Annotated in this window: 20 protein-coding genes and 2 pseudogenes; 6 read left to right on the top strand and 16 right to left on the bottom strand. The window is 38.9% G+C overall.

Translation table 11 applies throughout. The features are described from left to right. The first annotated feature begins 47 nt into the window (after positions 1 to 47). The 3 genes from A1QO_RS13485 to A1QO_RS13475 all read left to right on the top strand — a co-directional run bounded on the left by A1QO_RS13485 (position 48) and on the right by A1QO_RS13475 (position 3091). The gene (locus A1QO_RS13485) at positions 48 to 1271 is read left to right on the top strand and encodes a sugar transferase (protein ID WP_017040901.1); all 1224 of its coding nucleotides are present in this window, start codon (positions 48 to 50) and stop codon (positions 1269 to 1271) included. Beyond that, positions 1271 to 2362: a hypothetical protein gene (locus A1QO_RS13480; protein WP_017040700.1), complete on the top strand. Its 1092-nt coding sequence runs from the start codon at positions 1271 to 1273 to the stop codon at positions 2360 to 2362. The genes A1QO_RS13485 and A1QO_RS13480 overlap by 1 nt, the downstream gene beginning before the upstream one ends. Positions 2363 to 2521: 159 nt before the next feature. Continuing rightward, entirely contained in the window at positions 2522 to 3091 is a 570-nt protein-coding gene (locus A1QO_RS13475) for a class I SAM-dependent methyltransferase (protein WP_017040699.1), read from the top strand. Here the strand turns inward: A1QO_RS13475 and A1QO_RS13470 are convergent. From A1QO_RS13470 to A1QO_RS13430, 10 genes and pseudogenes are all read right to left on the bottom strand, one after another. After that, positions 3083 to 4294, bottom strand: coding sequence for a lipopolysaccharide biosynthesis protein (locus tag A1QO_RS13470; RefSeq protein WP_017040698.1), 1212 nt, complete (start codon positions 4292 to 4294; stop codon positions 3083 to 3085). The genes A1QO_RS13475 and A1QO_RS13470 overlap by 9 nt on opposite strands. Continuing rightward, positions 4291 to 4842, bottom strand: coding sequence for a lipid carrier--UDP-N-acetylgalactosaminyltransferase (locus tag A1QO_RS13465; RefSeq protein WP_026027004.1), 552 nt, complete (start codon positions 4840 to 4842; stop codon positions 4291 to 4293). Before A1QO_RS13465 ends, A1QO_RS13470 begins: the two co-directional genes overlap by 4 nt. A 113-nt stretch (positions 4843 to 4955) precedes the next feature. After that, positions 4956 to 5234: pseudogene (locus tag A1QO_RS20615) on the bottom strand (NAD-dependent dehydratase); the annotation flags it as partial. A gap of 173 nt (positions 5235 to 5407) precedes the next feature. Beyond that, a complete protein-coding gene (cysN, locus tag A1QO_RS13460) occupies positions 5408 to 6817 on the bottom strand; it encodes a sulfate adenylyltransferase subunit CysN (RefSeq protein ID WP_017040696.1) in 1410 nt (469 codons plus the stop codon). A gap of 142 nt (positions 6818 to 6959) precedes the next feature. Further along, positions 6960 to 7922 (bottom strand): hypothetical protein, encoded by a 963-nt coding sequence (locus A1QO_RS13455; protein WP_017040695.1) that lies wholly within the window; start codon positions 7920 to 7922, stop codon positions 6960 to 6962. Further along, a complete protein-coding gene (gene cysC / locus A1QO_RS13450; protein WP_017040694.1) occupies positions 7922 to 8569 on the bottom strand; it encodes an adenylyl-sulfate kinase in 648 nt (215 codons plus the stop codon). Before cysC ends, A1QO_RS13455 begins: the two co-directional genes overlap by 1 nt. A gap of 6 nt (positions 8570 to 8575) precedes the next feature. Next, positions 8576 to 9490, bottom strand: a complete 915-nt coding sequence (gene cysD, locus A1QO_RS13445) for a sulfate adenylyltransferase subunit CysD (protein ID WP_009847930.1) — start codon at positions 9488 to 9490, stop codon at positions 8576 to 8578. 18 nt (positions 9491 to 9508) lie between these two features. Then, entirely contained in the window at positions 9509 to 11248 is a 1740-nt protein-coding gene (locus A1QO_RS13440; RefSeq protein ID WP_026027003.1) for an SLC13 family permease, read from the bottom strand. A gap of 318 nt (positions 11249 to 11566) precedes the next feature. Then, positions 11567 to 12115 (bottom strand): sugar transferase, encoded by a 549-nt coding sequence (locus tag A1QO_RS13435; protein ID WP_026027002.1) that lies wholly within the window; start codon positions 12113 to 12115, stop codon positions 11567 to 11569. Between the two features lie 113 nt (positions 12116 to 12228). Beyond that, positions 12229 to 13173, bottom strand: a complete 945-nt coding sequence (locus A1QO_RS13430; RefSeq protein WP_017040691.1) for a UDP-glucose 4-epimerase family protein — start codon at positions 13171 to 13173, stop codon at positions 12229 to 12231. A gap of 172 nt (positions 13174 to 13345) precedes the next feature. Here A1QO_RS13430 and A1QO_RS13425 point away from each other — a divergent pair, with 172 nt between their 5' ends. Further along, entirely contained in the window at positions 13346 to 15220 is a 1875-nt protein-coding gene (locus tag A1QO_RS13425) for a polysaccharide biosynthesis protein (RefSeq protein WP_017040690.1), read from the top strand. A gap of 3 nt (positions 15221 to 15223) precedes the next feature. Further along, entirely contained in the window at positions 15224 to 15982 is a 759-nt protein-coding gene (locus A1QO_RS13420) for a galactosyltransferase-related protein (protein WP_017040689.1), read from the top strand. Here A1QO_RS13420 and A1QO_RS13415 read toward each other — a convergent pair. Continuing rightward, positions 15965 to 16879, bottom strand: coding sequence for a glycosyltransferase family 2 protein (locus A1QO_RS13415; protein WP_017040688.1), 915 nt, complete (start codon positions 16877 to 16879; stop codon positions 15965 to 15967). The genes A1QO_RS13420 and A1QO_RS13415 overlap by 18 nt on opposite strands. A 321-nt stretch (positions 16880 to 17200) precedes the next feature. Here A1QO_RS13415 and A1QO_RS20610 point away from each other — a divergent pair. After that, positions 17201 to 17582, top strand: a pseudogene (locus tag A1QO_RS20610) (IS1634 family transposase); the annotation flags it as partial. A 141-nt stretch (positions 17583 to 17723) separates the two neighbouring features. On the opposite strand, the gene A1QO_RS13410 reads toward A1QO_RS20610, so the two are convergent. The 5 genes from A1QO_RS13410 to A1QO_RS13390 all read right to left on the bottom strand — a co-directional run bounded on the left by A1QO_RS13410 (position 17724) and on the right by A1QO_RS13390 (position 25631). After that, entirely contained in the window at positions 17724 to 18194 is a 471-nt protein-coding gene (locus tag A1QO_RS13410) for a GtrA family protein (RefSeq protein WP_017040686.1), read from the bottom strand. A 179-nt stretch (positions 18195 to 18373) separates the two neighbouring features. Then, on the bottom strand, positions 18374 to 20488 hold the full coding sequence (locus tag A1QO_RS13405; protein ID WP_241790457.1) for a hypothetical protein: 2115 nt from the start codon (positions 20486 to 20488) through the stop codon (positions 18374 to 18376). A 22-nt stretch (positions 20489 to 20510) separates the two neighbouring features. Continuing rightward, positions 20511 to 21458, bottom strand: coding sequence for a glycosyltransferase family 2 protein (locus A1QO_RS13400; protein WP_017040684.1), 948 nt, complete (start codon positions 21456 to 21458; stop codon positions 20511 to 20513). A gap of 81 nt (positions 21459 to 21539) precedes the next feature. Next, positions 21540 to 24524, bottom strand: a complete 2985-nt coding sequence (locus tag A1QO_RS13395) for a glycosyltransferase (protein WP_017040683.1) — start codon at positions 24522 to 24524, stop codon at positions 21540 to 21542. Positions 24525 to 24527: 3 nt separating this feature from the next. Beyond that, entirely contained in the window at positions 24528 to 25631 is a 1104-nt protein-coding gene (locus tag A1QO_RS13390; protein ID WP_017040682.1) for a DegT/DnrJ/EryC1/StrS family aminotransferase, read from the bottom strand. Position 25632: the final 1 nt, after the last annotated feature.

Below are 25632 nucleotides of genomic sequence, written 5' to 3'. Positions count from 1 at the left end.
CCATATACTAGACCTCTATCTGTTCTAAAGAAAAGAAGCAAAAAAGCATGACTAAGCAAGGCTGCAAGCTATCTCATCTTATCGTTCTTTTTCTTTTACTAATAATACAAGTTATTGGCACTTATACAGTCTATAGGACTATTCCTAGCACTGTCATTTCAAGTCTGTGTATTGTCACTAGTATTTTCTTAGTCGTTATTATAATACTTCCGATTCCAACACCAGCGATACTTCAAACACAGACCAACAGGATTATACCATTGATATTTTCTTGCTATGGCATCGCTTTTTTCATGATAATGCTGTTACGCCTTGAATACTCAAGACCAATATTACTTAGCGGCATAATGCTGACCACCATATGGTTTATCCTCTTCTATTACTGGGCGGAGTCTCGAGTAAAGCTAGATATATTTTCTTTGGGAAAAATAAAGAACTTAGATCTGAGTAACTTCAAAAGCATAACGGTAACACCGATATCAAAAACACATTCCATTAAAGAATTATCAGCGGGTATTTTAGTGGATCTCCACTCTAACTTAACACCTGAGGAAGAGCGGCTACTTGCTGACTTTTCGCTAGCTAACATTCCTGTTTACCATTCTGGTTTGTTAAGTGAACGAATCACACACAAAGTGTCTGAGTTACATCTATCCGAAAACACACTAGGTACGTTACAACCTGATTACGTCTATCTCTACCTGAAAATACTCTTAGACAAACTGACTGTGATTATTCTTAGCCCTTTCATCATCATAACCTTAACCATTGCATTAATGCTAAAAATCACAACCAACGAATCTGTCTTTTTCCGCCAAAAAAGAATTGGATTTCACAATCAAATATTCACTATCTATAAATTCCGAACGATGACATCCTATAGTGAAAAACAAGAAAATAGGTTTGCTACCGAGGAAACACAGCGCATTACTAAATTTGGGGTATTATTGAGAAAGTCCCGTCTTGATGAAATTCCACAGTTTTGGAATGTGATAAAAGGAGATATGTCTCTAATCGGACCAAGGCCCGAGCAAGCAGCATTTGTGGATTTATTTTGCCAAGAAATTCCATTCTATAACTATAGACATGTCGTGAAACCAGGGATGTCAGGCTTGGCACAAGTTTCACTGGGATATACTGATGATGTCATTGGTACCAAAGAAAAAGTGGCGTACGATTTATACTATATAAAGCATTTAAGTTGGGCACTGGACTTTGAAATTTTTCTTAAGACAGTTAAAGTCATGTTTACAGGAAAAGGAGCAATTTAGTGAGACATAAAGGGCGTATTCATTTACTTATCGACAATGCTGTCAGACTGGATTTTTTTTCCAAAGTATCTGCTAATGAGAAAATAGCCCCTTCGATCTTATATCACGCGAATCTAGCCACCTGGTTAATAGCGAAGTTTAAAAAAATTCCAGGTCAACAGATTCTTTTAAGAAGAACATATAATGGCAGAAGTTCGAAAAAACCATCGATCGAAGAAGTAAAGCAACATAAACGTGTTAGCTATAGTTTGAATAAAAATAACATCCCAAAAATACAAGCAGAAGATAAGCTTTGGGTTTTTTCAGGGTTCCAATTCACGGCTCTCGAATTGATCCCTCTTTACTCGTCTGTCAGGTACTTTGAAATAGCTAACTTTCCAAACAAGTATCAATCCAGCGATAAAGGTGTGAATGCAGATGCTGATCACCATATGAAAGTTAAAGCAATGATCAACAATAATGACAAAATGGCTGATGATATCCTGAAGCTAAAAGAGCTACTTCTTAAGTATCGTCCTTCCCATGTTGATGCATCCATTTCCAGTAAAGCTCTAGAACAGCTCATCAACCTTATAGGATTTTACGCCTTTAGCACAATCGCACCTCATAGTTCCCCCATAGATCAAATCAAAATAGCAAGAGATATACGCCAAACCCGAAAACTGATAGCCTCATATCAATCATGCCCTACGCCTGACGTATTCAATCTGTTTATCGGTCAAGTAGCTCAAGATTCACAAACCCTGTTTCAGTCGACAGTCAATTCTATAGAAGCCATTGCACTTGCTCATAAGGCATCTTCGGATAAAAAAATTCCATTAGTAGTCAGGCTTCACCCTGGAGAAAAAAAACCATCAGTAATCAAAGAACAAATTGAATACTGTAAAGAAAATAACATTATTATTAGCAATAAAGGCGCATTGCTTGAGAGTGTCAGTATGTGTAACGAGGTTTTCACGATTAATTCAACCGGTGGCTTGCAATCACTACTATTCAATAAACCCGTGACCACCTACGGCCAATGCTTCTATCGGGATTGGAATGACAACGATGTCGTTACTTATTATAAATATGTACTGAAAAACATATAAGCCTTGGAAACACATTACTATGCAGAAAATAAAAACCTCTAAGAAATCTGGAGATAACGCCATTCTTAACTTTAAAGATGTGGATATCTAGACATTAGAAGAAATTCTATCCCTGATATTTGTAAAAATAAACGTGTCTTAGTCATTGGCTGTGTTGACATGATTGAAATGCTCCCGCTAAAAGAATACATAATCCAAGGAAAACATCAATTCCATAATATAACAAAAAAGGCAAGTTATGTTGTCGGAATAGATATCAATAGAGCAGGAATAAAACAGTTAAAAGAACTTAGCTATAATGTTGAATATTGTGATGTTTTTTCTGATAACCATCAGTATCTAGAAGACGAATATGACTATGTTGTTTTATCTCATGTTTTGGAACACATTGTCGATCTGACTGGTTTTTTAGAGCAAGTAGTTAACAAAGTGAAGACTAAAGAGTTCATTTTTGCCGTTCCTAATGCTTACAATATCAAACACGCCCTACCTACCCTACTTCTACAGAGAGAAAGAGTTAGCAATGATCACTACTATACGTTTACACCGATCACTTTCATTAAACTCATTGAAGCTCTAGAGTTTGAGGCAATTGCACTCTATTTTGATCAAGATCGAACCATAAGAAACGGAAATAGGCATGTTATTTTAGGGCGAGTTTGGTCATATATAAAAAGTAAGGTCTTTACTAAAAGTGGGGATATTATATTAATTGCTAGATCAAATTAGTTTATATGAAAGAAATAATGTAACTATTGAATATATCATCTTCCCCCCAACAAGTGCAATTACAGAAGCCCATACACCATATATAGGTGTAAAGATAACTAAAGTAGAAAAAGTGATTATTGCAGATACTAGTGAAGACACATTAATCATATCCATTCGATTTAAAGCAATTAAATAGCTTTGTGCCCACCCCATAAAGGCCACAGGAATTAGCATCAGAGAGGCCACAACTAATAAATAATGATCATTCACATAGTACTCTCCAAATAAAACCATGATATTTTGGCTAAAGAATACATATAGTATTACGCTACACACCGTTGCCCCCCCCGGAAGTATACTACCCCAATATCGCAACATATTAATTGCATTTTCATTATTATTAGAAATTGATGAAGAAAACCTAGGAAGTAGTAACATACGAGCACCAGTGACAATAAAAAATAGCACATTGATCAAGCGCATGACGATACCCATCACTGCAATATCGGAGTCTTCTAGCCACAGTGAACTTAATGGTAATGCAAGTTGAGTTACCAACAGCCCAATGAGCGCAGCAATTAAATAAGGAAAGGTGCGCTGTAAAGCTTGAATCACTCCGTAAAAAGAAAACCTACCAAATCGAAGATGCCCAGCCAGTACAAGGTAAGTCGATATAACTAAAGCGCTTATCGTCATGCTCATTAGAAATAACTGTATAGGTGGTTTGGTCACTTCATATAGGAGAATGATAAAAATAATCGGCTGAAAAACGAACTGGAAAAAAATCGCGATAGGAGCCTTATTATTTGCTTGAAGAATAGCCATCAATAGAAAAACGATTGCAATTATATATATATCAATGACATTTAAGTTTTGAGTAATGTCAAAAACATTCAGAAGTAATAACTGATAAAGGCTATAAGTGAGAAGAGAGCCCAAAAAAGTAAGGCAAAAAGCTAACGATATATGTTCCTTTATTTTATTTAAGCTTTTAGTGGCAGAAATATTTCTGACAAGGAGCTTCTCCGACCCTAACGTTGATAGTTGAGCAACGAGGATGACGACGCTCAATGAGATAAAATATTGCCCAACCTCTTCAGCATAAAAGCGGCGAGCCAGGACAAGATTAACAAGCAAGCTAACGGCTGCGCCCACAACTCTTAAAACACCAAGCTGTGCGCTTTGATTGATAAAATGACGCTTACTAGATTCAATGCTCACTGAACGCGATAACCAGAGCCTTTTCCAAGTACCGTTTTCAATATTAATGCAAAGTAAAGCTTCAATGACATTGACCGAATCATCTCTTCATCCCATTCTGCTAATTTTTCGGGTGTCGACATATCCACATCATTAACTTGCGCTAAACCAGTGATGCCTGGGCGCACAGTAAATACCCCTCGCTTGTTCCGCTGACCAATTAGATCTTCTTGATTAAACAGGCATGGTCTCGGGCCGACTAAGCTCATCTCTCCTTTAACAACATTAATGAGCTGTGGTAGTTCGTCTAACTTAGTTTTGCGTAGAAATGCGCCTAACTTAGTCACAGAGCTTGCTCCTACCAAGTGAGTAGCAACCGACTTTGTATCGACAGGCATTGTTCTGAATTTAACTACGGTAAATGACTTTTTGTTACGACCGACTAGTGTGTAAAAAAAGACGGGGGACCCCGTATCAAAGTAACCAAGGGGACAAATAACAAGAAATACTGACCATAGAAACAGCAAGCCAAAGAAAGCAAAAAAGAAGTCGAACAAGTGGATCAAAATATGTGTCCTATCAAATTCAGATTACAAACATGGGGCTCTATAAGCATCACTAATCAATAAAAGATACCTGAAAGAATATATGGGTAAGAAAGCCATAAGCTATCTAAAACGCATCAATGAGACTTCAGGTGTACTTTTACTGTTCTTTTGATTCCTTGCCTGAAAGTCACAGGAAGTTTCTCTCCCAGAATGTCTTTCGTCAAGCCAATCTCAACTTGGAGGCTGCCACATACGCTTTGTGCACTTGTTTTTTTCAAGACTCAATCCCCCCAATTGTATCCAAGACCTCGTAATGGGTAAAGGCCTAGATGCTTTAACCATAGCTAGAGCAACTGTTCGCATCAATTGAGTTGTCGAGGCATCTGATCATCAGAAGCCAAGAAAGTATGTCCAAGAGAAAAACTCTACAAAGAGCTTTTAATTGGGGAGAAGGTAGCGGTTATTAAAAGGTAATGATAGCCAGAGAACAAATACTTAGCTCAAAGGAGATATAACCTCTTTGGACACAAGCACCTTCATCTAAAGCAAATAGTCAAACCAAATATGCTACTGACACCTTATTAAGTTACACCTTTGCGCAGCCCCATTCAGGAAAATGCTTACGTATATAAGCATTTAGATCCTTCTCAGATTGAGAGTACACACGACTTTCTTCTGCTTTCTCACCTGATACCGAGAAAATCATACCTGCACCTACAGTCACGTTGTTGTGGCGGTCAATTACAATGAATGAACCTGTTTGTGGTAGTGTTTGGTAAGTATCCACCGCGATCTTATCGGTCAATGTAATCTCAGACAGTGCAATCTCGTTAAGCTCAAGTGTCTCACTCTCTTCAGCGTGCTGTTCAAGAGTATTGACATCGATCTTATGAGGGATGCCCGTCACTTTACCTAAGCACGATTTGGTCGCAAATTTAAATATGTACTCTTTGTGCGTACGCATTGGGTTCTCACCCATCCATACTACATTAGCATTGACTTTATTGGTAACTTTAGGCTCATGACCGTTGTGCACCAGCATATCACCACGTGACACATCAATTTCATCTTCAAGAGTAAGTGTAATAGCTTGGCCGGGCCGTGCGGTATCCAGATCATCATCAAAGGTGTAAATGGATTTTACACGTGAGCTCTTGCCTGACGGTAGTACCGTCACTTCATCACCAACTTGAACGAGGCCTGAAGCTAACGTACCACAGAAACCGCGAAAATTAAGGTTGGGGCGATTCACGTATTGCACCGGGAAGCGCATGTGTTCAAGGTCTTTATCTTGGTCAATCTTGACGGTTTCAAGCAGCTTCATCAGCGTTGCACCTGGATACCAATCCATCGCTTCGCTTGGTGTCACCACGTTATCACCGTTCAGTGCAGAAATAGGCACAAAACGTATATCATCGATGTTGAAGTTCTTCGCCATTTCGCGGTAATCGGCTTTAATCTTCTTATACACATCTTGACTGTATTCCATCAAGTCCATCTTGTTCATGGCTACAATGATGTGTTTAATACCCAGCAAACTGCAGATGTAACTATGGCGACGAGTTTGCGTTTGAATGCCGTAACGAGCATCCACCATGACAATCGCTAAATCACAGGTAGAAGCACCTGTCACCATGTTACGTGTGTACTGCTCGTGCCCTGGAGTATCAGCGATGATGAACTTACGTTTATCCGTTGAGAAGTAACGGTATGCTACATCGATAGTGATGCCCTGCTCTCGCTCTGATTGCAGACCATCAACTAAAAGAGCCAAATCGAAATCGCCATCGGTGGTGTTGAACTTCTGAGAGTCTTTCTCAATCGCCGCCATTTGATCTTCGTAAATCAATTTTGAATCGTAAAGCAAACGACCAATCAATGTAGATTTACCATCATCAACGTTACCACAAGTCAAAAAACGTAATAAATCTTTGTTTTCATGGACTTTAAGATACGCTTCGATGTCCGTTACGATTAGCTCTGAGCTGTGAGACATTTCGTTCTCCTAATCTTCTTTTTCAGGCTTCAATGCCCTGTATAATTGGGTTGTCTACTCGAATGCTTTGCACTCTAGAGTATGGGAGCTTTAGCGCCACATTGCAGAAAATAGCTGTGTACCTTCCACAATTACATTTCATTTAATGAGCGTAATACGCTGACAACGTGTTGATGAACTTCTGCTTGTCATCTAACGTTAACGCGTTAATGCCTGCAGCTGCTTTACGACCGCCACCGGTTGGAAACGATGAGCAGATGTCATCCGCACCCACACGGTTGTTCAATGGTGCACGCACGCTCACCATGTAATCTTGCTTGCTCGCGTTTAGCGTTAATACTGCATGCGCTAAATCAGGACTTTGATTTGCAAGCTCGTTGCCAAACACACCACTAATGCGCCTTGCCCAGGCTTCACACGGTAATTCAAACACTTTACATTGCGTGTCCGAGTGAGCTGGTTTGATGTTCAGCACTTGGTTACGGTCTAGCTCATAGCCTTTTTTCAGTGCGTGGTAAGGCGAGCTCTCATCATCGAATAGCGATAACGGGTCAACGTAGGCTGTCAATTGCTGGTAGAGCTTAGCTGGTTCAATGTGCAAGTCATTCAGCGTTGCGCCATAACCGTTATAGTTAATCAAAGTGCCCAGCTCTTTTAAGAACTCAGTTTCTGATTCGGTTAAGCTAATCTCTTGTGCTAGCTTATTGGCTGAAGCAAACAGGTTGTCACCAAAGGCAGCAGCGACTGCCCACTTAGCATATTTGCCGCCAAGACGCTCATTAATCAACAAACTGGTGCAAGTTTCCGCATCTAGGTTAATTAAGGCATATAGATTATCTGACTTCGGGATATCGCCACTTCGGTGATGGTCGCAATAGAACACCTTCACATTGTTTTGTAAAAGTGCTTCAAGTTCTGGCAGGTTTTTCTCCATCGAGATATCCAGCGCCGTCACAGACTCAGCGGTAACGATATCGACTTGCTTTAGCAATTTAATATCGCGCTTCACACCTGTAAGCAATATGGAAGCTTTTGGCTCAGCGAATCGCAGTTGCAGCAAGGCAATGATGCCATCGGCATCGCCGTTAAATACGTCGTAATGCATTAGGCATGCACTCCTAGTTGCAGGTAGCCTTTCTTCTCAAGTTCAGCTACGACAAAATCCGCGCAAGCTTCAATAGATAGCTCTGCAGTATGCAGATGGATTTCAGAATTCACCGGGGCTTGGTATTCTGAGTCGATGCCTGTGAAGTGTTTAAGCTCACCTGCACGTGCTTTCTTGTAGAGCCCTTTAGGATCGCGGGCTTCACACACCTCTAGCGGGGTATCGACAAACACTTCAAGAAATTCGCCTTCAGTTACGAATTCACGCACTTGTTGGCGATCAGAAATAAACGGCGAGATAAACGCAGTTAACACAATATTGCCCGCATCAACAAACAGCTTAGCTACCTCACCGATGCGGCGGATATTTTCAATGCGGTCTGTATCAGAGAAACCTAAATCTTTGTTAAGGCCATGGCGCACATTATCGCCATCAAGCAGATAACTGTGCTTGCCCATTTTCAGCAGTTTACTTTCAACGGCATTGGCGACGGTCGATTTACCGGAACCACTTAAACCTGTAAACCAAAGTATGACGGGCTTTTGCCCTTTTTGAACCACACGATCTTGATGAGTCACCGTTGAGTTATGCCACACGACATCATCACTCACCGAGTCATTGTTTTTATGTTGGTATGGAGTCGTCATAACAGTTTAGAAATACCCTTCGCGTTTCTTCTTCTCCATTGAGCCAGAAGAATCATGATCAATGGCACGGCCTTGGCGTTCAGACGTTGTGGTTAGTAGCATCTCTTGGATAATTTCTGGCAGCGTTGCGGCTTCAGACTCTACCGCACCCGTCAACGGGTAACAGCCAAGCGTACGGAAGCGAACCATCTTTTCTTCAATCACCTCACCTTCTTTGAGCTCCATACGCTCATCGTCTTTCATTATGAGCATGCCGTCACGCTTAATCACTGGACGCTTGGCTGCTAGATACAACCCTGGAATTTCGATGTTCTCTAGGTAAATGTACTGCCAGATATCCAGTTCAGTCCAGTTTGATAGAGGGAACACACGAATGCTCTCGCCTTTATTTACTTTGCCGTTATACACATTCCATAGCTCAGGACGTTGGTTTTTGGGGTCCCAGCGGTGATGCTCATCGCGGAAGGAATATACACGCTCTTTTGCACGAGACTTTTCTTCATCACGGCGTGCGCCTCCAAATGCAGCATCAAAGCCATGCTTGTCAAGAGCTTGCTTCAAGCCTTGGGTTTTCATGATGTCAGTATGTACAGAGCTGCCATGGACAAATGGGCTGATGTCCATCTCTACCCCTTCAGGGTTTTGATGCACTATCAACTTCATACCCACTTTTTCTGCCATATAGTCACGAAACTGAATCATTTCTTTGAACTTCCACGTGGTATCTACGTGCATTAACGGGAACGGAGGCGTCGCTGGCGCAAATGCTTTTTGCGCTAGGTGGAGCATCACCGAAGAATCTTTACCGACAGAATATAGCATTACCGGGTTATCAAACTCAGCGGCAACCTCACGCATGATATGAATAGACTCAGCTTCTAATTGCTTTAGATGAGTCATACGCTCTGAAGAAATATTCATTTCAAAGAAGTCCTTAAATTACAATCCAATAAAGGTAGGTATTGCGATTAACACAATCAAGCCATAAAGCAGGCACATCGGTACGCCTACTTTCACAAAATCTTGCAGCTTATACTGCCCCGCATTAAATACCATCAAGTTAGTTTGGTAACCATACGGACTAATAAAACTGGCGCTGGCGCCAAACGCTACTGCGAGTATATATGCTTGAGGGTTTGCTGATAAACTCGAAGCCAATTCAACTCCAATAGGAAGTACGAGAGCTGCAGCCGCATTGTTAGTAACTAACTCTGTCATCATCCATGCCAATACATAAACAACAATCAAGCCAGTCAGTGGAGTAAACAAATAGTCATATGAATGAACCATTGTTTCTAAGCCATCCAATGCGCCGCTGTTGGACAGCGCTTGAGATAGTAATAATGCAGAGGAGATAATCAACCAAATGTTCTTAGGTATGCGCTGCAATACTTCACTAGCACTTAGACAGCCTGAAAGCAGCAACAAACCCAGCAAAAGAAGCATCACTTTAAATAGCGAAACCGCACCAACGGCAGCTAACAATATAGCCCCGAGAAAGCCACCAATGGCGAGTTTCTCCTTCCAACCATCTAGATGGTGTTCGGTTTCTACTTCACTTAATAAAAAGAAATTTTTAGTAATGTTGTTTCGAGAGGAATAATCTTCTCCCACCGCTAGCACTAAATAATCACCAACTTGCAACTCCACATCACCCAACTTGCCAGATAACGCCTCACCATCGCGCTTAATAGCGACAACCGCCGCATCAAACAATGCTCGAAAACCGGTATGCTTAAGTGTTTTGCCAATTAAGTGACTCTCAGGGCGAATCACCACCTCAGAAAGGTTATCTAAGGGTAAACCAATATCACTGGCAAACAAAGACAACCCATCGAACTGAGTTAAAGTGGTGACCTTTTTAACATCACCGCTAAACAACAAACGATCATCGGGCAGAATTACTTCTTGTGGTGTCACAGGAGATATCAGGCGTCCATTACGTAAGATTTCCACCAAGAATAATGACTCTAAGTGCCGAAGACCATTTTGTTCTACAGACTTTCCTATTAAATCTGAATCTGAAGCAACTGTAGTATCGATAATATAATCACGAATCTGAACTTGGTTTTTATCATACTCTGGCAATAATGGGCTTAATGCAAACAAAAGCATTCCACAGCTAAGCACCAAACATAAGCCCACCGCGGTAAAGTCGAAAAACTTCAAGCTGGGCAAACCAGAGTCAATAACCAAACTGTTCACTATTAGGTTCGTGGACGTTCCAACTAAGGTTAAGGTCCCACCCAATATGGCTGCATAAGAAAGAGGAATGAGCAGTTTACTGGCTTTGTGATACGGGTTGTTGCGGATCGGTGCTAACATAGTTGAAACTACTGCTGTATTGTTCAATATCGCTGAAGAAAAAGTAGTTAAACTAAACAACCTGAGTAACGTTGAGTGGTAATTAGTCCCAATCACATAGTTGGTAATCACTCGCAGGAGTTTTGTTTTTTCTATTGCCACAGAACAAACCATTAGCAGCATCAAAGTGAGCAAGCCTTTATTTGAAAAACTTAGGATAACCTGCTCTGTCGTAACCAGAGAGCTAGTAAAAAGCACTAACAACAATACACCAAACACTCTATCAGACTGAGATTGAAAGCGTATCAAGCCGCAAATTGTTGCAACGAACAAGCCAAGTACCTGAACAGCAGGATTCATTAACCAATCAAGCAAAACCAATGCTCCAAATAAACGAACTAAGGTATGAGAATACAAACACCAAAGAGAACAGCCTATCATGGTGACGTTATAGACTTAAGTATAGTTACACCATAAAACAGGGAAATACAGGTGTCAGTTCATGACTCTCGTCAACACTAAAATTAACTAATGAACACTGACTTCGCTACGCAAAGTGGTGGTTATAAATTCAATAACCTACGATCTAATCAACTACACTCACTACACGTTATAGCCCTCTGACTAAGCCTAGTTACAATACAAGACTGATTCTAAAAAACGTCAAAGATAGATAAGAAAGCAAGAGGCAAATTAAACGCGGTCGCCCGAGCCTTTACCTAACACGGTTTGAATAATGTACTGGAAATACAATTTGGTATTCAGCGTGTTAATCATGCGTTGATCCCACTCCGCTAGTTTTTTCGGTGTCGACATATCGATATCGTTGATTTGAGCTAACCCGGTTACACCAGGTCTTACCGCGAGTACGCCTCTTGATTCTCTTTCATCGATCAGTAGTTGTTGGTTAAACAAGCATGGTCTTGGGCCAACTAAACTCATTTCACCTTTAAGCACGTTGTACAATTGAGGGAGTTCATCCAGTTTCGTCTTACGTAGAAATCCACCTAATTTGGTGACAGAGCTAGCGCCAACTAAATGAGTCGCAACAGATTTTGTTTCCACTGGCATGGTGCGGAATTTAACTAAAGTGAATGGTTTTTTGTTGCGCCCTACTCGGATTTGAAAAAAGACCGGCGACCCGGTATCAAAGTAGCCAAGGATACAAATAACGAGAAATACTGGCCATAGGAACAACAGGCCAAAGAAAGCAAAAACAAAATCTAACAAACGAATCAAAATATGTGTCCTATCAAATTCAGATTGAAAACGTGGGGGCGCTATAAGCACCACTAATCAATAAAGGATACCTGAAGACTTTATGGATAAGAAATCCATAAACTACCGAAAACGCATCACTGCGACTTCAAGTAAGCTTCTACTGTTCTTTTAATCCCTTGTTCAAAACTTACAGGAGGTTTCCATCCCAAGACCTCTTTAGTCAAACCTATATCAACCTGGAGGTTGCCACAGACTCTTTGAGCTATATGCTTCTTTTTTAAAGAAGACGATCCAGCTTGTATCCAAGACATTGGGATTGGAATTAATCGCGGTGATTTCTCCATAGCGCGAGCAATGGTTTGCATCAATTGAGTTGTAGATACATCCTGATCATCAGAAGCTAAGAAAGTATGCCCGGGAGCCAAAGGATGTTCACAACCCGTCAGTATCAAATCGGACAGATTATCCAAATAAACTAGGCTTCTCTGGTTCTTTATAGCACCAAAAGGTAACGGAATGCCTTTATAAATCAAACGTATCATGGATAAGAAATTCGCTTTTACACCAGGCCCATAAACTAATGGTGGCCTAATGATAACTACTTCTAGCCCTGTCTCTTTTGAAAGCTTAACCAACTCAACTTCGGCTTCATACTTGCTCAAGCCATAAAGGTCTTTTGGAGTATTCTTTAAATTCGGTTCAAAAGGTAAGTTGGGCTCACTAAATTCTCCGTTAACTTTAATCGAGCTGACAAATACAAACCTTTTAACGCCCGCTTCTGCAGCTTGCTTTGCTAAGTTCAATGTACCCAGCGTATTAATACCTCGATAGGCTAATAATGCATCTTGCTCACTCTCTTTCATCTGATGCACTCGAGCAGCACAATGAACAATACAATCCACACCTTCGAATGCACCAGACCAATCGGTAGATGCTTCAATGGAAGCGACAACAAGGCTATTAGTTACTGCTTCTATTTGCTTACGCACAACCGGAATGACTGCCCAGCTGCGCTCTCTAGCCAACTCAACCACTCTAGAACCTACAAAACCAGTGCTACCTGTGACCAAAATTTTCATAATGCAAAACGCCTAAATATTGAGCAAATAACAAACAAAATTAACAGTAAAGGTACCGAGTGGTACATAACTATCAATTACAACTAGCTTACCGCACTCAACAACATTAAAATACTATCCAAAAACTATAACTACCAAACTTAAGACGCTCAATTGCTCGCTAAGGAACACAATGATCAGACCAATACATATATTGCTTAATGCCAAACGCAAGAACAAGCGTATCATCAGTATTGGTTATGATATTTTCGCTATCGTAATTTCACTCTATTTAGCCATTGCCTTAAGGCTTGGAAATGCATTTTTTTCAGTCGAAATAGAAGAGCTAATAACTCTTTTCATTACTGTTGCGATCACAATTTATAGCTTCGTTAGATTAGGAATGTACCGAGCCGTCCTGCGTTATATGATGCTGCCAGCCGTTGGCAACATTTTCTTTGGGGTTATAATATCGACCCTAGCTTTAATAATGAGTGGTTTTTTTTTCCAATCGTTCATCCCTAGAAGTGTCCCGTTTATATATGCTGGCTTGGCCACCCTGACGCTAGGTGGCCCAAGAATACTTATCCGTTCAATTTATTACCACTGGTTTAAGCGCCAAAAACCCAATGTGTTTATTTATGGCGCAGGGGCTACCGGTCGCGACTTAACATATGCTCTGATTCAGGGTGATGAGTACAATCCAGTAGTATTACTTGATGACGACCCTACAAAGTCAGGTCAAATATTATTTGGACTCAAGGTCCACCACCCAAGTGAATTTGAACACCTCCAATCACTTTATCAACCCGTAAAGCTGCTTTTGGCCATTAATGGGATTAATAAAGGTGAGCGCTTAAGGTTGGTTGAAAAATTGTCACATTGGCCAATCGCAGTGCAATCAGTACCATCTGTGGAAGATATTGCCGCAGGTAAAGCAGCAGCAACTGACGTGAAAGATCTTGATGTCGCCGATCTACTTGGGAGAGCAGCTGTTGACCCAGACAAGGCACTTTTAGCACAAAACATTTTTAATAAGAATGTTATGGTTACTGGCGCTGGAGGATCTATTGGCTCTGAGTTATGTCGCCAAATCATGTCACAAAAACCCAAAACACTCGTTCTATTCGAGCTAAATGAATACAACCTTTACAAAATAGATCAAGAACTAAATTCGACAAAAATCAACTTAAAAAGCGAGACTCATATCGTCGCTGCTCTTGGCTCCGTTCAGAGACAAAACCGTTTAGAAAAACTGATGACAGCACATGGGATTGAAACTGTTTATCATGCTGCAGCTTATAAGCATGTCCCTTTGGTTGAAGATAATATTGTTGAAGGTGTTCGTAACAATGTGTTTGGGACACTTGCTTGCGCTGAAGCTTCGATCCAAACAGGCGTGAAGAACTTTACTCTCATCTCAACAGATAAAGCAGTAAGACCAACTAACGTAATGGGCGCGACCAAACGCATGGCAGAGCTGGTTCTTCAAGCACTAGCCGATAAGCAAAAGACCACCACTTTTACTATGGTTCGTTTTGGGAATGTTCTAGGCTCATCTGGCTCTGTCGTTCCATTATTTAAAAAACAAATCAAATGTGGCGGCCCTGTAACCGTAACTCACCCAGATATCATTCGTTATTTCATGCTGATCCCAGAAGCGGCACAACTTGTTATACAAGCAGGAGCCATGGGCAACAATGGACAAGTATTCGTGCTTGATATGGGGGAGCCAGTCAAAATTCTCGACCTAGCAAAACGAATGATTCATTTGATGGGTATGCAAGAGAATGTAGAAGGCGACTCTCAAGAAGGCGATATTTCTATAAAGTTCACAGGATTACGCCCAGGAGAAAAGCTCTATGAAGAGCTTTTGATTGGGAATAATGTGGAAGGAAGTGAGCATCAAAAGATAATGACTGCGAGTGAAGACAAACTGAGCTGGAAAGAAATGACGCTGCTGCTCGATGAGATGGATACGTGTTGCCACAATTTTGATGTGAATTGTATCAGACGCATATTGCTTGATGCCCCCACTGGCTATACGCCCCAAGAGAATAATAGCTAATTTATGACTGTATATATTTCTATCGTGAATCACCATCACGATTCAATGATTGTAGATAACCCGACGTTACCACCACTGGCCAAGTATTTCACGGTCATCATTAAATCCAACACGCAGGCAACACCCAGACTCACAGGATATTGTCTCGCTCACAGGATTCACCTAATTCAAGGTGATACACCTAAAGGATTTGGGGCTAACAACAATGAGGTGTTTCAGTTCGTAAAATCACACCTTAATCCAACATATGAAGCCTTCTTTTTGGCATTAAATCCAGATGTTGAAATCGCAGTAGATAGTGTGTCTGACTTGATAGCACAAGCGATTGAATACCAAGCGGACATCTCGACAATCAATCTCTATACCGACAATACATTCAATACCTACGATTGTTCCATTCGCCGTTATCCGAGTCTATTATCACCACTAAAGTCTTTAGTTGGGATACCAAGAAGTGATGTGTATGACAAGAGCAAAATAGTCAAACCAACAAGAGTAGAATGGGCCGCTGGCTCTTTTCTACTATTCACTGTCAATAGCTTTGAGCTACTGAACGGATTTGATGAACGTTACTTCATGTACTTTGAGGATGCTGACATTTGCACGCGAGCAAACAAGCACAAGTTAAATGTCTACTACTTTCCTAGCATTAAAGCCGTTCATTTTGCGTCTCATCAAAACAGACGGCTTCTGTCAAAACATTTCATTTGGTATTGGAAAAGCTCACTAAGGTATCAAGTACGGCTACGTTGGGGTTTTTGATTGACGAGGTTTTGAGCGTTTATAAAAAAGGCCGTCTCTCACACCTCGTATAAGGGATTTGAAATGCCCTATTTTCTCTTCAGTAAAAATCACTAGGAATACCTGATGTACAATAGAAAAAACGATTTCTCTTAAGCTCGTTAGTTTAGGTACGTGCGAGTAATTGAATAGGAAAAACGAGTTCCTAATTCGATAATAACGCCTAGCTGCAGAATGAACGGGGACACGCCATCTCAACAATTTAAGATTATTAGTACCGATTTCATGCTCCATAACTAAGCTAGGATCTACCAATATAGGGTACCCTAGCTTCCGCGCTCTTAAGCACCATTCCGTGTCGACATAATCGATGAACAAAGATTCTTCCATCAATCCGACTTGTTTCAGAGTATCATTTTTCACCGTCATACCTGAAGAAATAATACAAGACGCCTCTGTCGGATGAGCAAATTGACTAGGCAAGATCTTTTGTCGCAGGCCTAGCTTGTTCAATTTTATGACAGGGTACTCAAACTTAGACACACGATTATAAAAACTGGGCCCTAGTACTAGTGCGCGACCATAGTTACGCTCCAGCTTCTGATAAGTTTCCTCAACTTGGTTCAGATAATCGTGACCAATCGATGAGTCTTGATCGAAGAATACCACAAGTTCATCGTCATCGATTTGTAGATGTTTAATCGCAATATTTTGAGCTTCTGCGATACCAAAGTTGGCATCTAGATAAATGAGATTCACTCGTTCAAAAGACTGACAAACCTCAGCAAGCTCTTTGGCGTTTTCACTACCATTATCAACCACAATGACGCTGTTGCCATTCGACTGACAAGCGAGTAACAAGGGCTCTACACTTGATAATTCAGGTTGAAAGGTTATGATGATTGATGTTAGTGACAAAAAAACTCCCTTACTAAAATAGAGTATGTAGAAACACGTTCATACTAATTGGAAATAAGTATCATATTTTCATCCAAACACCTTAATGATCTTATAGTCAAAAATCATAATAAGAACGTTTGGCTGACCATAGACCAGGGCAAGATTACGAAGCCCATCGTCCCATAAGGATTTAAAAAACATACACATTACTTCTATTTGCTTACTTCTACTTCCTCTTGATACCACCGTTAAATTATTTTTTTGCTGTAAAAACTTAAACCTATATGACGTACCACAGCAAAGTTATCTCCAGTAGGGTTCAAGGTTCCAACAGACCACACTATGGCCGCGCCACTTGAACAATACAAATTGCAACAAAAAGTAGAGCGTGGAGATCGCTTCCTGAAAAGCCCTGAGTTCCTAATATCGTCCATTTTCTAAAAAAAACCAACGAATCGAAGCTTTGTTGATGATGACAATTAGCCTTCTCGTGTAGGCGAGTTTAGAACACAAGATCCGAAAGCAACTCAAGAAAACAGACAATTTCTTCACAAGTATAGTGAAAAACACAACCAAACCGGCAGCACGTTGGGTGGGCTAAAAAATCCGAAGGTATCGACACACTCGAGTTCAGTGGTCAGAGCTCTATACCAGGTGTTCAACCTCTTCAACCCGGCAACTTAAGCTACTAGGTAGGCTTTACGAGGCAATTTATTCCTAAATTAATTGAGGAAACTCGCTCAGATCACTTCATTCAACCCATTTTTAAAATTTCACCCGAAAACTTGAGAAACACTGCGAAAATAATATGCGGGAACCCTATGTATCAACCAACGCTAGAAATATATATCATCATTAATAATTAGGCATAGATCCATTTTTTCGACAATACAAAACCTGAAATAAAAATCACAGGAAGAGACATTATTTTACTTAAAACAAGAGGTATACCAAGAATTTTCAATAGCGATATAATTAACAGAGCCAGTAAATAATTAACACCTACAACAATTAAGTATTTAACAAAACAATTATGGGACATCTTAGTCTGGAAAGTTAATATACTATGTGAGGTATAGTTAAATAGCATACCAATTATATAAGCGATTGTAATCGCATATACATCTGTTAGATTGTAAAACTCACTAAGTAGTTTCAAACCTCCGACATCTACCAACGCAGATGCAATACCAACCAAGCAATAAGTGATAACAACAACCTGACTCTTATAGTTATTTCTAAACTTAGTAATTAATTCCATCATATACGTTATCTCATTTATTTGGTTCTCTGAACCACTAATGGTGATTTCAGGAATTTTTAAACTGTTCACACGCTCTCTAACGAGCTTATCACAACACCATTTTTACTATATTGATTGGAAAATTAACAGGTCGAGTGTTAATTCCCTTTTCAATCTAAATCTAAATCTAACACACGTTACATAAGCTGTAGTGGTCGCGCACAATAGCACTACTGTTGCGTACCACTGCATTCTAAGTTTAAAATCACCTAATACAACTTAATTAGGTATGCCTCTCCCTTCTCAGACAAAACTTTAGATTTCTTCTTCACTTCATCAAGCCCATTAACACATGCACTCAGCATCTGCTCAGGTTTGAAAAGGTATTGAATATTATTCTCTTTCATCCAAACCAAATTAAAGTCTTCACAAACATTCTCTATGTAATTTTCATAGCTATATTCGGTGCTTCCTTGACCATAAAAAAAGGCAACCGGGAATGAGTCAACAAATGGTAGAACTCTAGATCCACCTACGGGAAACAGCCACTTCTCAGTATTCAGATACAATGGGATATTAGGTATAAGTATTTTTGGAACCTCTGAATCTAACTTCGACTGGACTTTGACTTGCTTGAACAAATCTTCAGAGTAGCTAAGCACAGAAAGATCATTGCTAGTAGCACAACCTATCGAGCCACAATAATTAACTCGTCTTGAGTCCAGGTTGTCACTTACATTCCTACCGAATAAAGATGAAGAAACAATAAAAAATGTAACCAGGGCTAACAATTTAAAATTGTTAAGTTCCATCCTTGTAATTCGTTCAATGAACAATGCGAAAACAAAACACAAAATAACATACAAATATTGATACTTAGAAAATTGAAAGTATGGGCCCAATAATCTAAAGGATGAACCAGATTTTAGAATATCAAAAACCGCCGAAAAAATCACCCAACAAATGATTAATACAATAAAGAAAATTATAATTTCAGATAGTTCATTGCGAGACTTATCACTTATAAGTACAAAAGAAAAAACAAGAGTTAGAAGTAGTACTAAGTATGAGAACTTACCAGAAATAAGATGGAAGGAAAAGAAATCATCTCCAAAGTTTTTTGTCATAATTTTAAAACTTAAAATAAATTGACTAATAAACTCACTAATACTCATATCCAGAGGGACATGAGTTATAACTATTGGGTCGTATAACTGACCACCCTGTGAAAATATAAGGCTAAAGTAGTACGGGTCTAGAATTAAAAATATGGGAAACAACAGTAACAGAAATACTATAGGGTAAAAATTAAACTTACGCCCACATTGCATCAATATGGAAAACCCAAAGATAACGCCTAAGTAAACAATATTTACGGGGTTTATTACTGTACCTAAAAAAACAACAAGAAGGTATAATAATACAGAGCTCAATATATCCTTCTTTTCTAGTAAGCCAACATTCCTCTTACTCCAGAAAAAACATGACGTAGCAAATGCACATATAGATATACTTGCTAGCCTACCTGCTCCTTCTAAATGATAATAATTTTTCGTTAGGCTATAGGTTAGGAACAAGCCGAATGCTGAGATTAAGCCAAGCTTCAAAATTGCTAAGACTTTCAAAGATTTTTTTTCTACCAAAACCATCTCGGTAATAATAAAAATAGCTATATATGCTTGCAATAACGGCTGAATTGTAAATGCGTTCCTTACATCTATACCTGTTAAGAAAGACCATATAAAGCCAAGAACTCCAGTTCCCGCAGGGTAGTTGAAACTTTCCTCACCCCAATAAAACTGATGATATGGAATTGTACCAAATCGTTCTATCTGCTTAGCGAAAAACGCATGCTGATCCGGGTCACTAGACAACATAACTTGACGCGGTATTTCATGCTCAGAGATACCAACACACACAAGGAAAAATATGAAGAAAGATAGTATCCAATTCCATTTATCCTTTAGAATTGAAGTATACACATTACTAATTCCAAACTTGCATCTAATAAATACAAAGCAAAGAAAAATCAAGCCAATAAATTCAAAATGCGTTATTGGAATATGTATTATATAAAAATTAATAGCTGATCTTATATATACATATGTAAATATAATCGCTTGCCCTAAAAATACAGAATGAAATGGTAAACTTGCTCCATTTAAAAGGCTACTCCCTTTAAAAACCAACGCAAACGTTAGCCCAACCAAAGAAAAATACATTGCTGACAACGTAATAGAGGCACCATAAAAATATGATAGATATGAATATTTAAAATCCTTTATACCTCCGCTTGGGTCGGTAAGCAGCTCAGGGAGTGTGATTACCAGCAAACCCATTGCTATTACTAAAAATAAGCCATTACTTTTAAGTGTCAATTTCATTGTCATTATTAACCTTTAAATTCTAATAGTGCTCGCTAAGTGGTTCATCTGGAGCGTTATTCATATCAAAGTTAAGCGCCGCTAATAACAACTGAAATCCAAGTATTATTGGAAGTACCGCTAACATTACTGTCCCTACACTACTTTCTATATTGGTAGAGAGGGACAAGGACCAATTTACCCCACCCCAGGCAGACCCAGATAGAATGAGGAATGTACCTATGACCATCTCCATACTCGCACCATTAAAGTCTCTTAAAAAGTAATTATAAAAGACCCTCTTAAAAAATGCCTTAATATATAACGGAGGAAAATCAACAAGAACTTTCCTTATTGAAAGATTGCTTTCCTCGTCGTCATATAGCGCATCCATGGGAATATCTTTCACGACAGCTCTAATAGTCCCCAATCTAAATAACATGTCACTTTCAAAAAAATAGCGATCGTTGATCTTTTCTACGTCTAATAATTTTAAGGCATGTGCATTAATCGCAGTGTAACCATTTGTTGGATCCATTACGTTCCAATATCCACTTGATGCCTTATTAACGAATGATAGAGCAGCGTTACCAAACTTTCTTAAAGTTGGCATCTGAACAAGAGACTTAAGACTATAAAATCGACTACCTTTGGTATAATCAGCCTTACCCTCGATAATGGGCTTAATAAAGGCCGGTATTAATCTAGGGTCCATCTGCCCATCACCGTCTATTTTAATGACTATATCTACGCTTTGTTTTAATGCTTCCCTATAAGCCGTTTTAATTGCCCCTCCTACACCTTTATTTTCAGCATGTGTAATAACCTGTACTCTAGGGTCTTGATTATTTTCCAGAACAAATTTTCCCGAATTTTCTGGGCAACAGTCATCGACTACGAAGATAACATCAACCTCGTCACCAATTTTTTCAATTACACTTAAAATATGCTTTTTAACTTTATAACAAGGTATAGCGACTGATATTTTCACCTAAACACCCTCCTTTTTCTATTAACAAATTGAAATATAACTTTTAGTCCAATCACAAATATAAATACGACATAGATTTAGTTAATTCAATTCGAAATTTTCATGATATTTAGATAAATTAGGGTTATAGGCAAAGTCGCAGGTCACATCAGTTTTCCACTGAACTTTCATATAATCTATTTCACCATTAAATCTAGCAATTTTCTCTGGATTATTTTCTGCTCCACGGCTAATTGATTCATGATGGTAAAGTTCAGCATAGGGAGTCCAAACATTACGATAACCAGCTAGTTGGACCTTTAAACAAAAATCTACATCGTTAAAAGCGACAGACAAACTTTGCTCATTCAGTCCGTGTACTTCATTATAAATAGACTTCTTAACTAACAAGCAAGCAGCAGTGACAGCAGAGTAGTTCTGTACGACTTTCAATCGACTAAAGTAACCATAGTCTCCTCGTGAAAAATGCTTATGCGAGTGACCAGCCACACCACCAATGCCAATTACTACGCCTGCATGCTGTATAGTGTCATTCGGATAATAGAGCATGGCACCTACGCAGCCTACATCTTTACGTTGGACGTGTGAAACCATTTCAGTTAACCAATCAGGAGTAATAACCTCTATATCATTGTTAATTAGCCCAATGATATCTCCTTTTGCTTCCTTAACGGCAAAATTGTTAATCGCCGAATAATTGAAAGGGTGTGGATAGCGAAGCACTGTAACTTTCTCGTGATGCTCAAGCTCTTTAAAATATTCAAGAGCAGTAGGATCATTTGAGTTATTATCAACTAGAATGATTTCGTAGTTAGAATAAGTCGTCTTTTTAAAGATAGAGTCAATTGCCTGCTTAGTAATGTCGTAACCGTTATAAGTAGGAATGATGAGAGATACTAGAGGCTTGTCTGATAATGTCCAATTAACCTTATAGATATTATCATGCTTGCCTTTCTCAACGATTACATCTTCATTTAAGGTATCAAAATGATCTTGCAGAGCTTTGATGCCTACTTCAGTTGTATAAGATTTTTCATCAGAAGCTAATGCTGTGGAGCCTTGAACCATACGCCAATGGTAAAGCACTTTTGGAACATGTACTATATTGTTATGATCAATTTCGCGAGAGTAACGAAGCAATAAGTCGAAGTCTTGACTTCCCTCATATCCAATACGGAAACCGCCTATTTTTCTTACTATATTAGCTTTATAAACACCTAAATGTGAAACGTAATTCTGGCTATAGAGCAAATCTAAGTTCCAGTCAGGCTTAAAGTGCGGATCAAGTCTTTTACCTTCAAGATCGACTTTATCTTCATCGCTATAGACGAATTCGACATTCTCTTTACTATTGATGGCGTTAACTACATACGTTAATGCGTGCTTTTGTAATTCATCATCATGATCAAGTAAAGCAACCCATTCCCCACTGACTAGCTCTAATGCACTGTTTGATGCCGCTGAGATGTGCCCATTCTTCTCACGATAGGTCACCTTGACACGCTTATCTTTTAATCGATATTCATCCAAGATTTGTGCGACAACCTTGTCGGTTGAAGCGTCATCTGCAATACAGAGCTCCCAGTTTTGATAAGACTGATTTATCACTGACTCAATACACAAACGTAAGTACTTTTCCTCAGTATTATATGTTGGGACTACTATTGAGATTAGAGGTTGCCAAGCTTGATTTAATGAGGCAATAGTTTTTTCAGCTTCATCTTGATCTTTAGCTTTACGTTCTATGAGCCACTTTTGATAATGAATAGGATTCGTAGAAGCATTCTGTTTTGTAAATAACACCTCTTTTACTTTACGAATTAGAGAAGTGGGACCTTCATTCATTAATAAATAGAAAGCTCGATGACCTCTCCCAACAAAACCGCCAGAAAATGGATTTAATGTTCTGTTTTGTATTTTTATACGACTAACTAGTCCTGAATTCATATCTTCGCGAATGAACTTGTTTATAACTCGCAGCGGAAGTGTGATCTTCCAAGAGGTTGATTCCTTCATTTGATTCATCGCAGATGCTTGATCAACTAACTCTTCATTTTTCAGATTCAGTTGGTTCTGCATTTGTTGTAACGTAATACTATTAAAAAAATCAGTTTTTGAGTATGCATCAAGGAACGAACTATACTCTTCAGAGGGGAAATTTATTTTATCTCCTAGATTCTCATAGCTACTTAATAAAACCGCTTTAGCTTTAGATGGCTTATTTTCTTTTAAGTAATACTTAAAAAGCAATTCAAACTTGTTACTTTCATTACAAGCAGATCCTACTACATTTGATAGTGTATCATGACCAAAATTCAATATATGTTTATTTGTAAATAGCTCTTCGAATTCAGTACGGGAAAACGTTTCATTAGAAGGATCTAGACTTAAGTTCTTTTGGTCGCCTCTTATTCGATAATTAGTCAATTTTTCAGGTAATAAATTCAATTCTTCATGACTAATAATCCTTAGCCATAAATCATAATCTTGCAATTGAAGTAAACGTTCATCAAAGTAACCATGTTGTTTAAAGAGATCTCTATCAAACATGGCTGATAGAGCACATAACATATTACCATGACGAACAAAGTGCTCTTTTATCTGTAGGCTGGAAAAATTCTTATTAAACAAAGACTCTAGGTGAGATGAAGCAAGATGATCATGTTCATCTATAATATTCACCCACGTAAATAAGTTACTTAGTCGTCTCTCTAACATCAATTCAACTTGTCGTTGAATTTTATTTAAACAGTATGAGTCATCTCCAGATAATAAACAAATATATTTACCGTTTGCTTTGCTTAGGCCAAAGTTTGTCCCATGAGAAGGATATGTATTGGTTTCTAAACTATAAAAACGTATTTGCTCATTCTCAATTTCTATATTGAATTCCTTATTAATTACTTCTCTTGTCATGTCACTAGAGTTGTTATCAACAATAATAATTTCAATATTGTCATACGTTTGGTTCAAAGCACTTTCAATGGCCTTTTTTACGTATTTATCATGATTAAAAGTCAGAATACATATACTTACCAGTGGTAAGTTTACATCATAATCATTCATTATTTACACTTTCCAATCATTGATAATGTTTACAATAAAGGCAACTTGTTGCTTACTAAGCGTAGGGTCTATTGGAAGGCTTAAGATCTGGCCATTTATTCTATCAGTACTAGGTAACGTAGTTTCAATCAATTCAGAATAAGCGCCTTGTTTATTAATTGTGATTGGATAATGAATCTGAGTTTGAATCCCATTTTCCAACAGGTAATCAGCTAGACAAGTCCTATCTTTTGTTTGAATTGTAAATAGATGAAATGCATGAGAGTCTTTTTTATCCCAAGCTTGAAATCTTATATTTTTATTGGTTATGTTATCTCTATAATATTGAGCAATACTACGTCGAGATTCAATATCATCATCTAAGTATTTGAGCTTTACGTTCAGCATGGCTGCCTGTATCTCATCTAGGCGGCTATTGACACCTTTTAGATCATGCCTATATTTTTCCGATGAACCATAGTTTCGCAACGATCTAACCATATTAGCTAGTTCTGGGTCATTTGTGGTGATAGCTCCAGCGTCGCCCAATGCTCCTAAGTTCTTGCCTGGATAAAAGCTAAAACCAGCAGCGTGTCCCCAATTTCCGGCCTTTCTATTATTAATACTAGCTCCATGAGCTTGTGCACAATCTTCCAACACAAGCAAACCATGTTCTTCTGCGACTTCCATTAACTCCGTCATAGGAGACATCAGTCCATAAAGATGAACTGGTAATATAGCTTTGGTTTTAGGCGTTATATGCTTTAATACAACGTTAGGATCTAAATTTAACGTTAACTCATCTGGCTCAACAAGAATAGGTTTCAGGTTAACCTCAGTAATAGCAAGAACTGAGGCAATATAAGTATTTGCCTGAACAATAACCTCATCACCCTCTTGTAGTCGACCTAGTTGTTTCCAAGCTCGCAAAGTGAGGGTTAAAGCATCTAAGCCATTACCCACGCCGATACAATATTTAGTGCCACAATATTGAGCAAAATTGTCTTCGAATGATGAAAGCTCTTTGCCCATGATATACCAACCTGAGTCAATGACTCGGGAGCAAGCTTCTTTTAGTTCTATTTGGTATTGCTGATTGATAGTTTTTAAATCTAAAAAAGGAATCATA

The sequence above is a fragment of the Vibrio genomosp. F10 str. ZF-129 genome, from assembly GCF_000287055.2.
Classification (GTDB): Bacteria; Pseudomonadota; Gammaproteobacteria; order Enterobacterales; family Vibrionaceae; genus Vibrio.
Note: the sequence above shows the minus strand (reverse complement) of the source record. Positions and strands in the feature narration are given on the sequence as shown.

Coding starts and splice junctions, on each gene's coding strand:
- A1QO_RS13485 (WP_017040901.1), top strand. CDS start 48: ATGACTAAGCAAGGCTGCAAGCTATCTCATCTTATCGTTCTTTTTCTT.
- A1QO_RS13475 (WP_017040699.1), top strand. CDS start 2,522: ATGATTGAAATGCTCCCGCTAAAAGAATACATAATCCAAGGAAAACAT.
- cysN (WP_017040696.1), bottom strand. CDS start 6,817: ATGTCTCACAGCTCAGAGCTAATCGTAACGGACATCGAAGCGTATCTT.
- A1QO_RS13455 (WP_017040695.1), bottom strand. CDS start 7,922: ATGCATTACGACGTATTTAACGGCGATGCCGATGGCATCATTGCCTTG.
- cysC (WP_017040694.1), bottom strand. CDS start 8,569: ATGACGACTCCATACCAACATAAAAACAATGACTCGGTGAGTGATGAT.
- cysD (WP_009847930.1), bottom strand. CDS start 9,490: ATGAATATTTCTTCAGAGCGTATGACTCATCTAAAGCAATTAGAAGCT.
- A1QO_RS13430 (WP_017040691.1), bottom strand. CDS start 13,173: ATGAAAATTTTGGTCACAGGTAGCACTGGTTTTGTAGGTTCTAGAGTG.
- A1QO_RS13425 (WP_017040690.1), top strand. CDS start 13,346: ATGATCAGACCAATACATATATTGCTTAATGCCAAACGCAAGAACAAG.
- A1QO_RS13420 (WP_017040689.1), top strand. CDS start 15,224: ATGACTGTATATATTTCTATCGTGAATCACCATCACGATTCAATGATT.
- A1QO_RS13405 (WP_241790457.1), bottom strand. CDS start 20,488: ATGAAATTGACACTTAAAAGTAATGGCTTATTTTTAGTAATAGCAATG.
- A1QO_RS13395 (WP_017040683.1), bottom strand. CDS start 24,524: ATGAATGATTATGATGTAAACTTACCACTGGTAAGTATATGTATTCTG.
- A1QO_RS13390 (WP_017040682.1), bottom strand. CDS start 25,631: ATGATTCCTTTTTTAGATTTAAAAACTATCAATCAGCAATACCAAATA.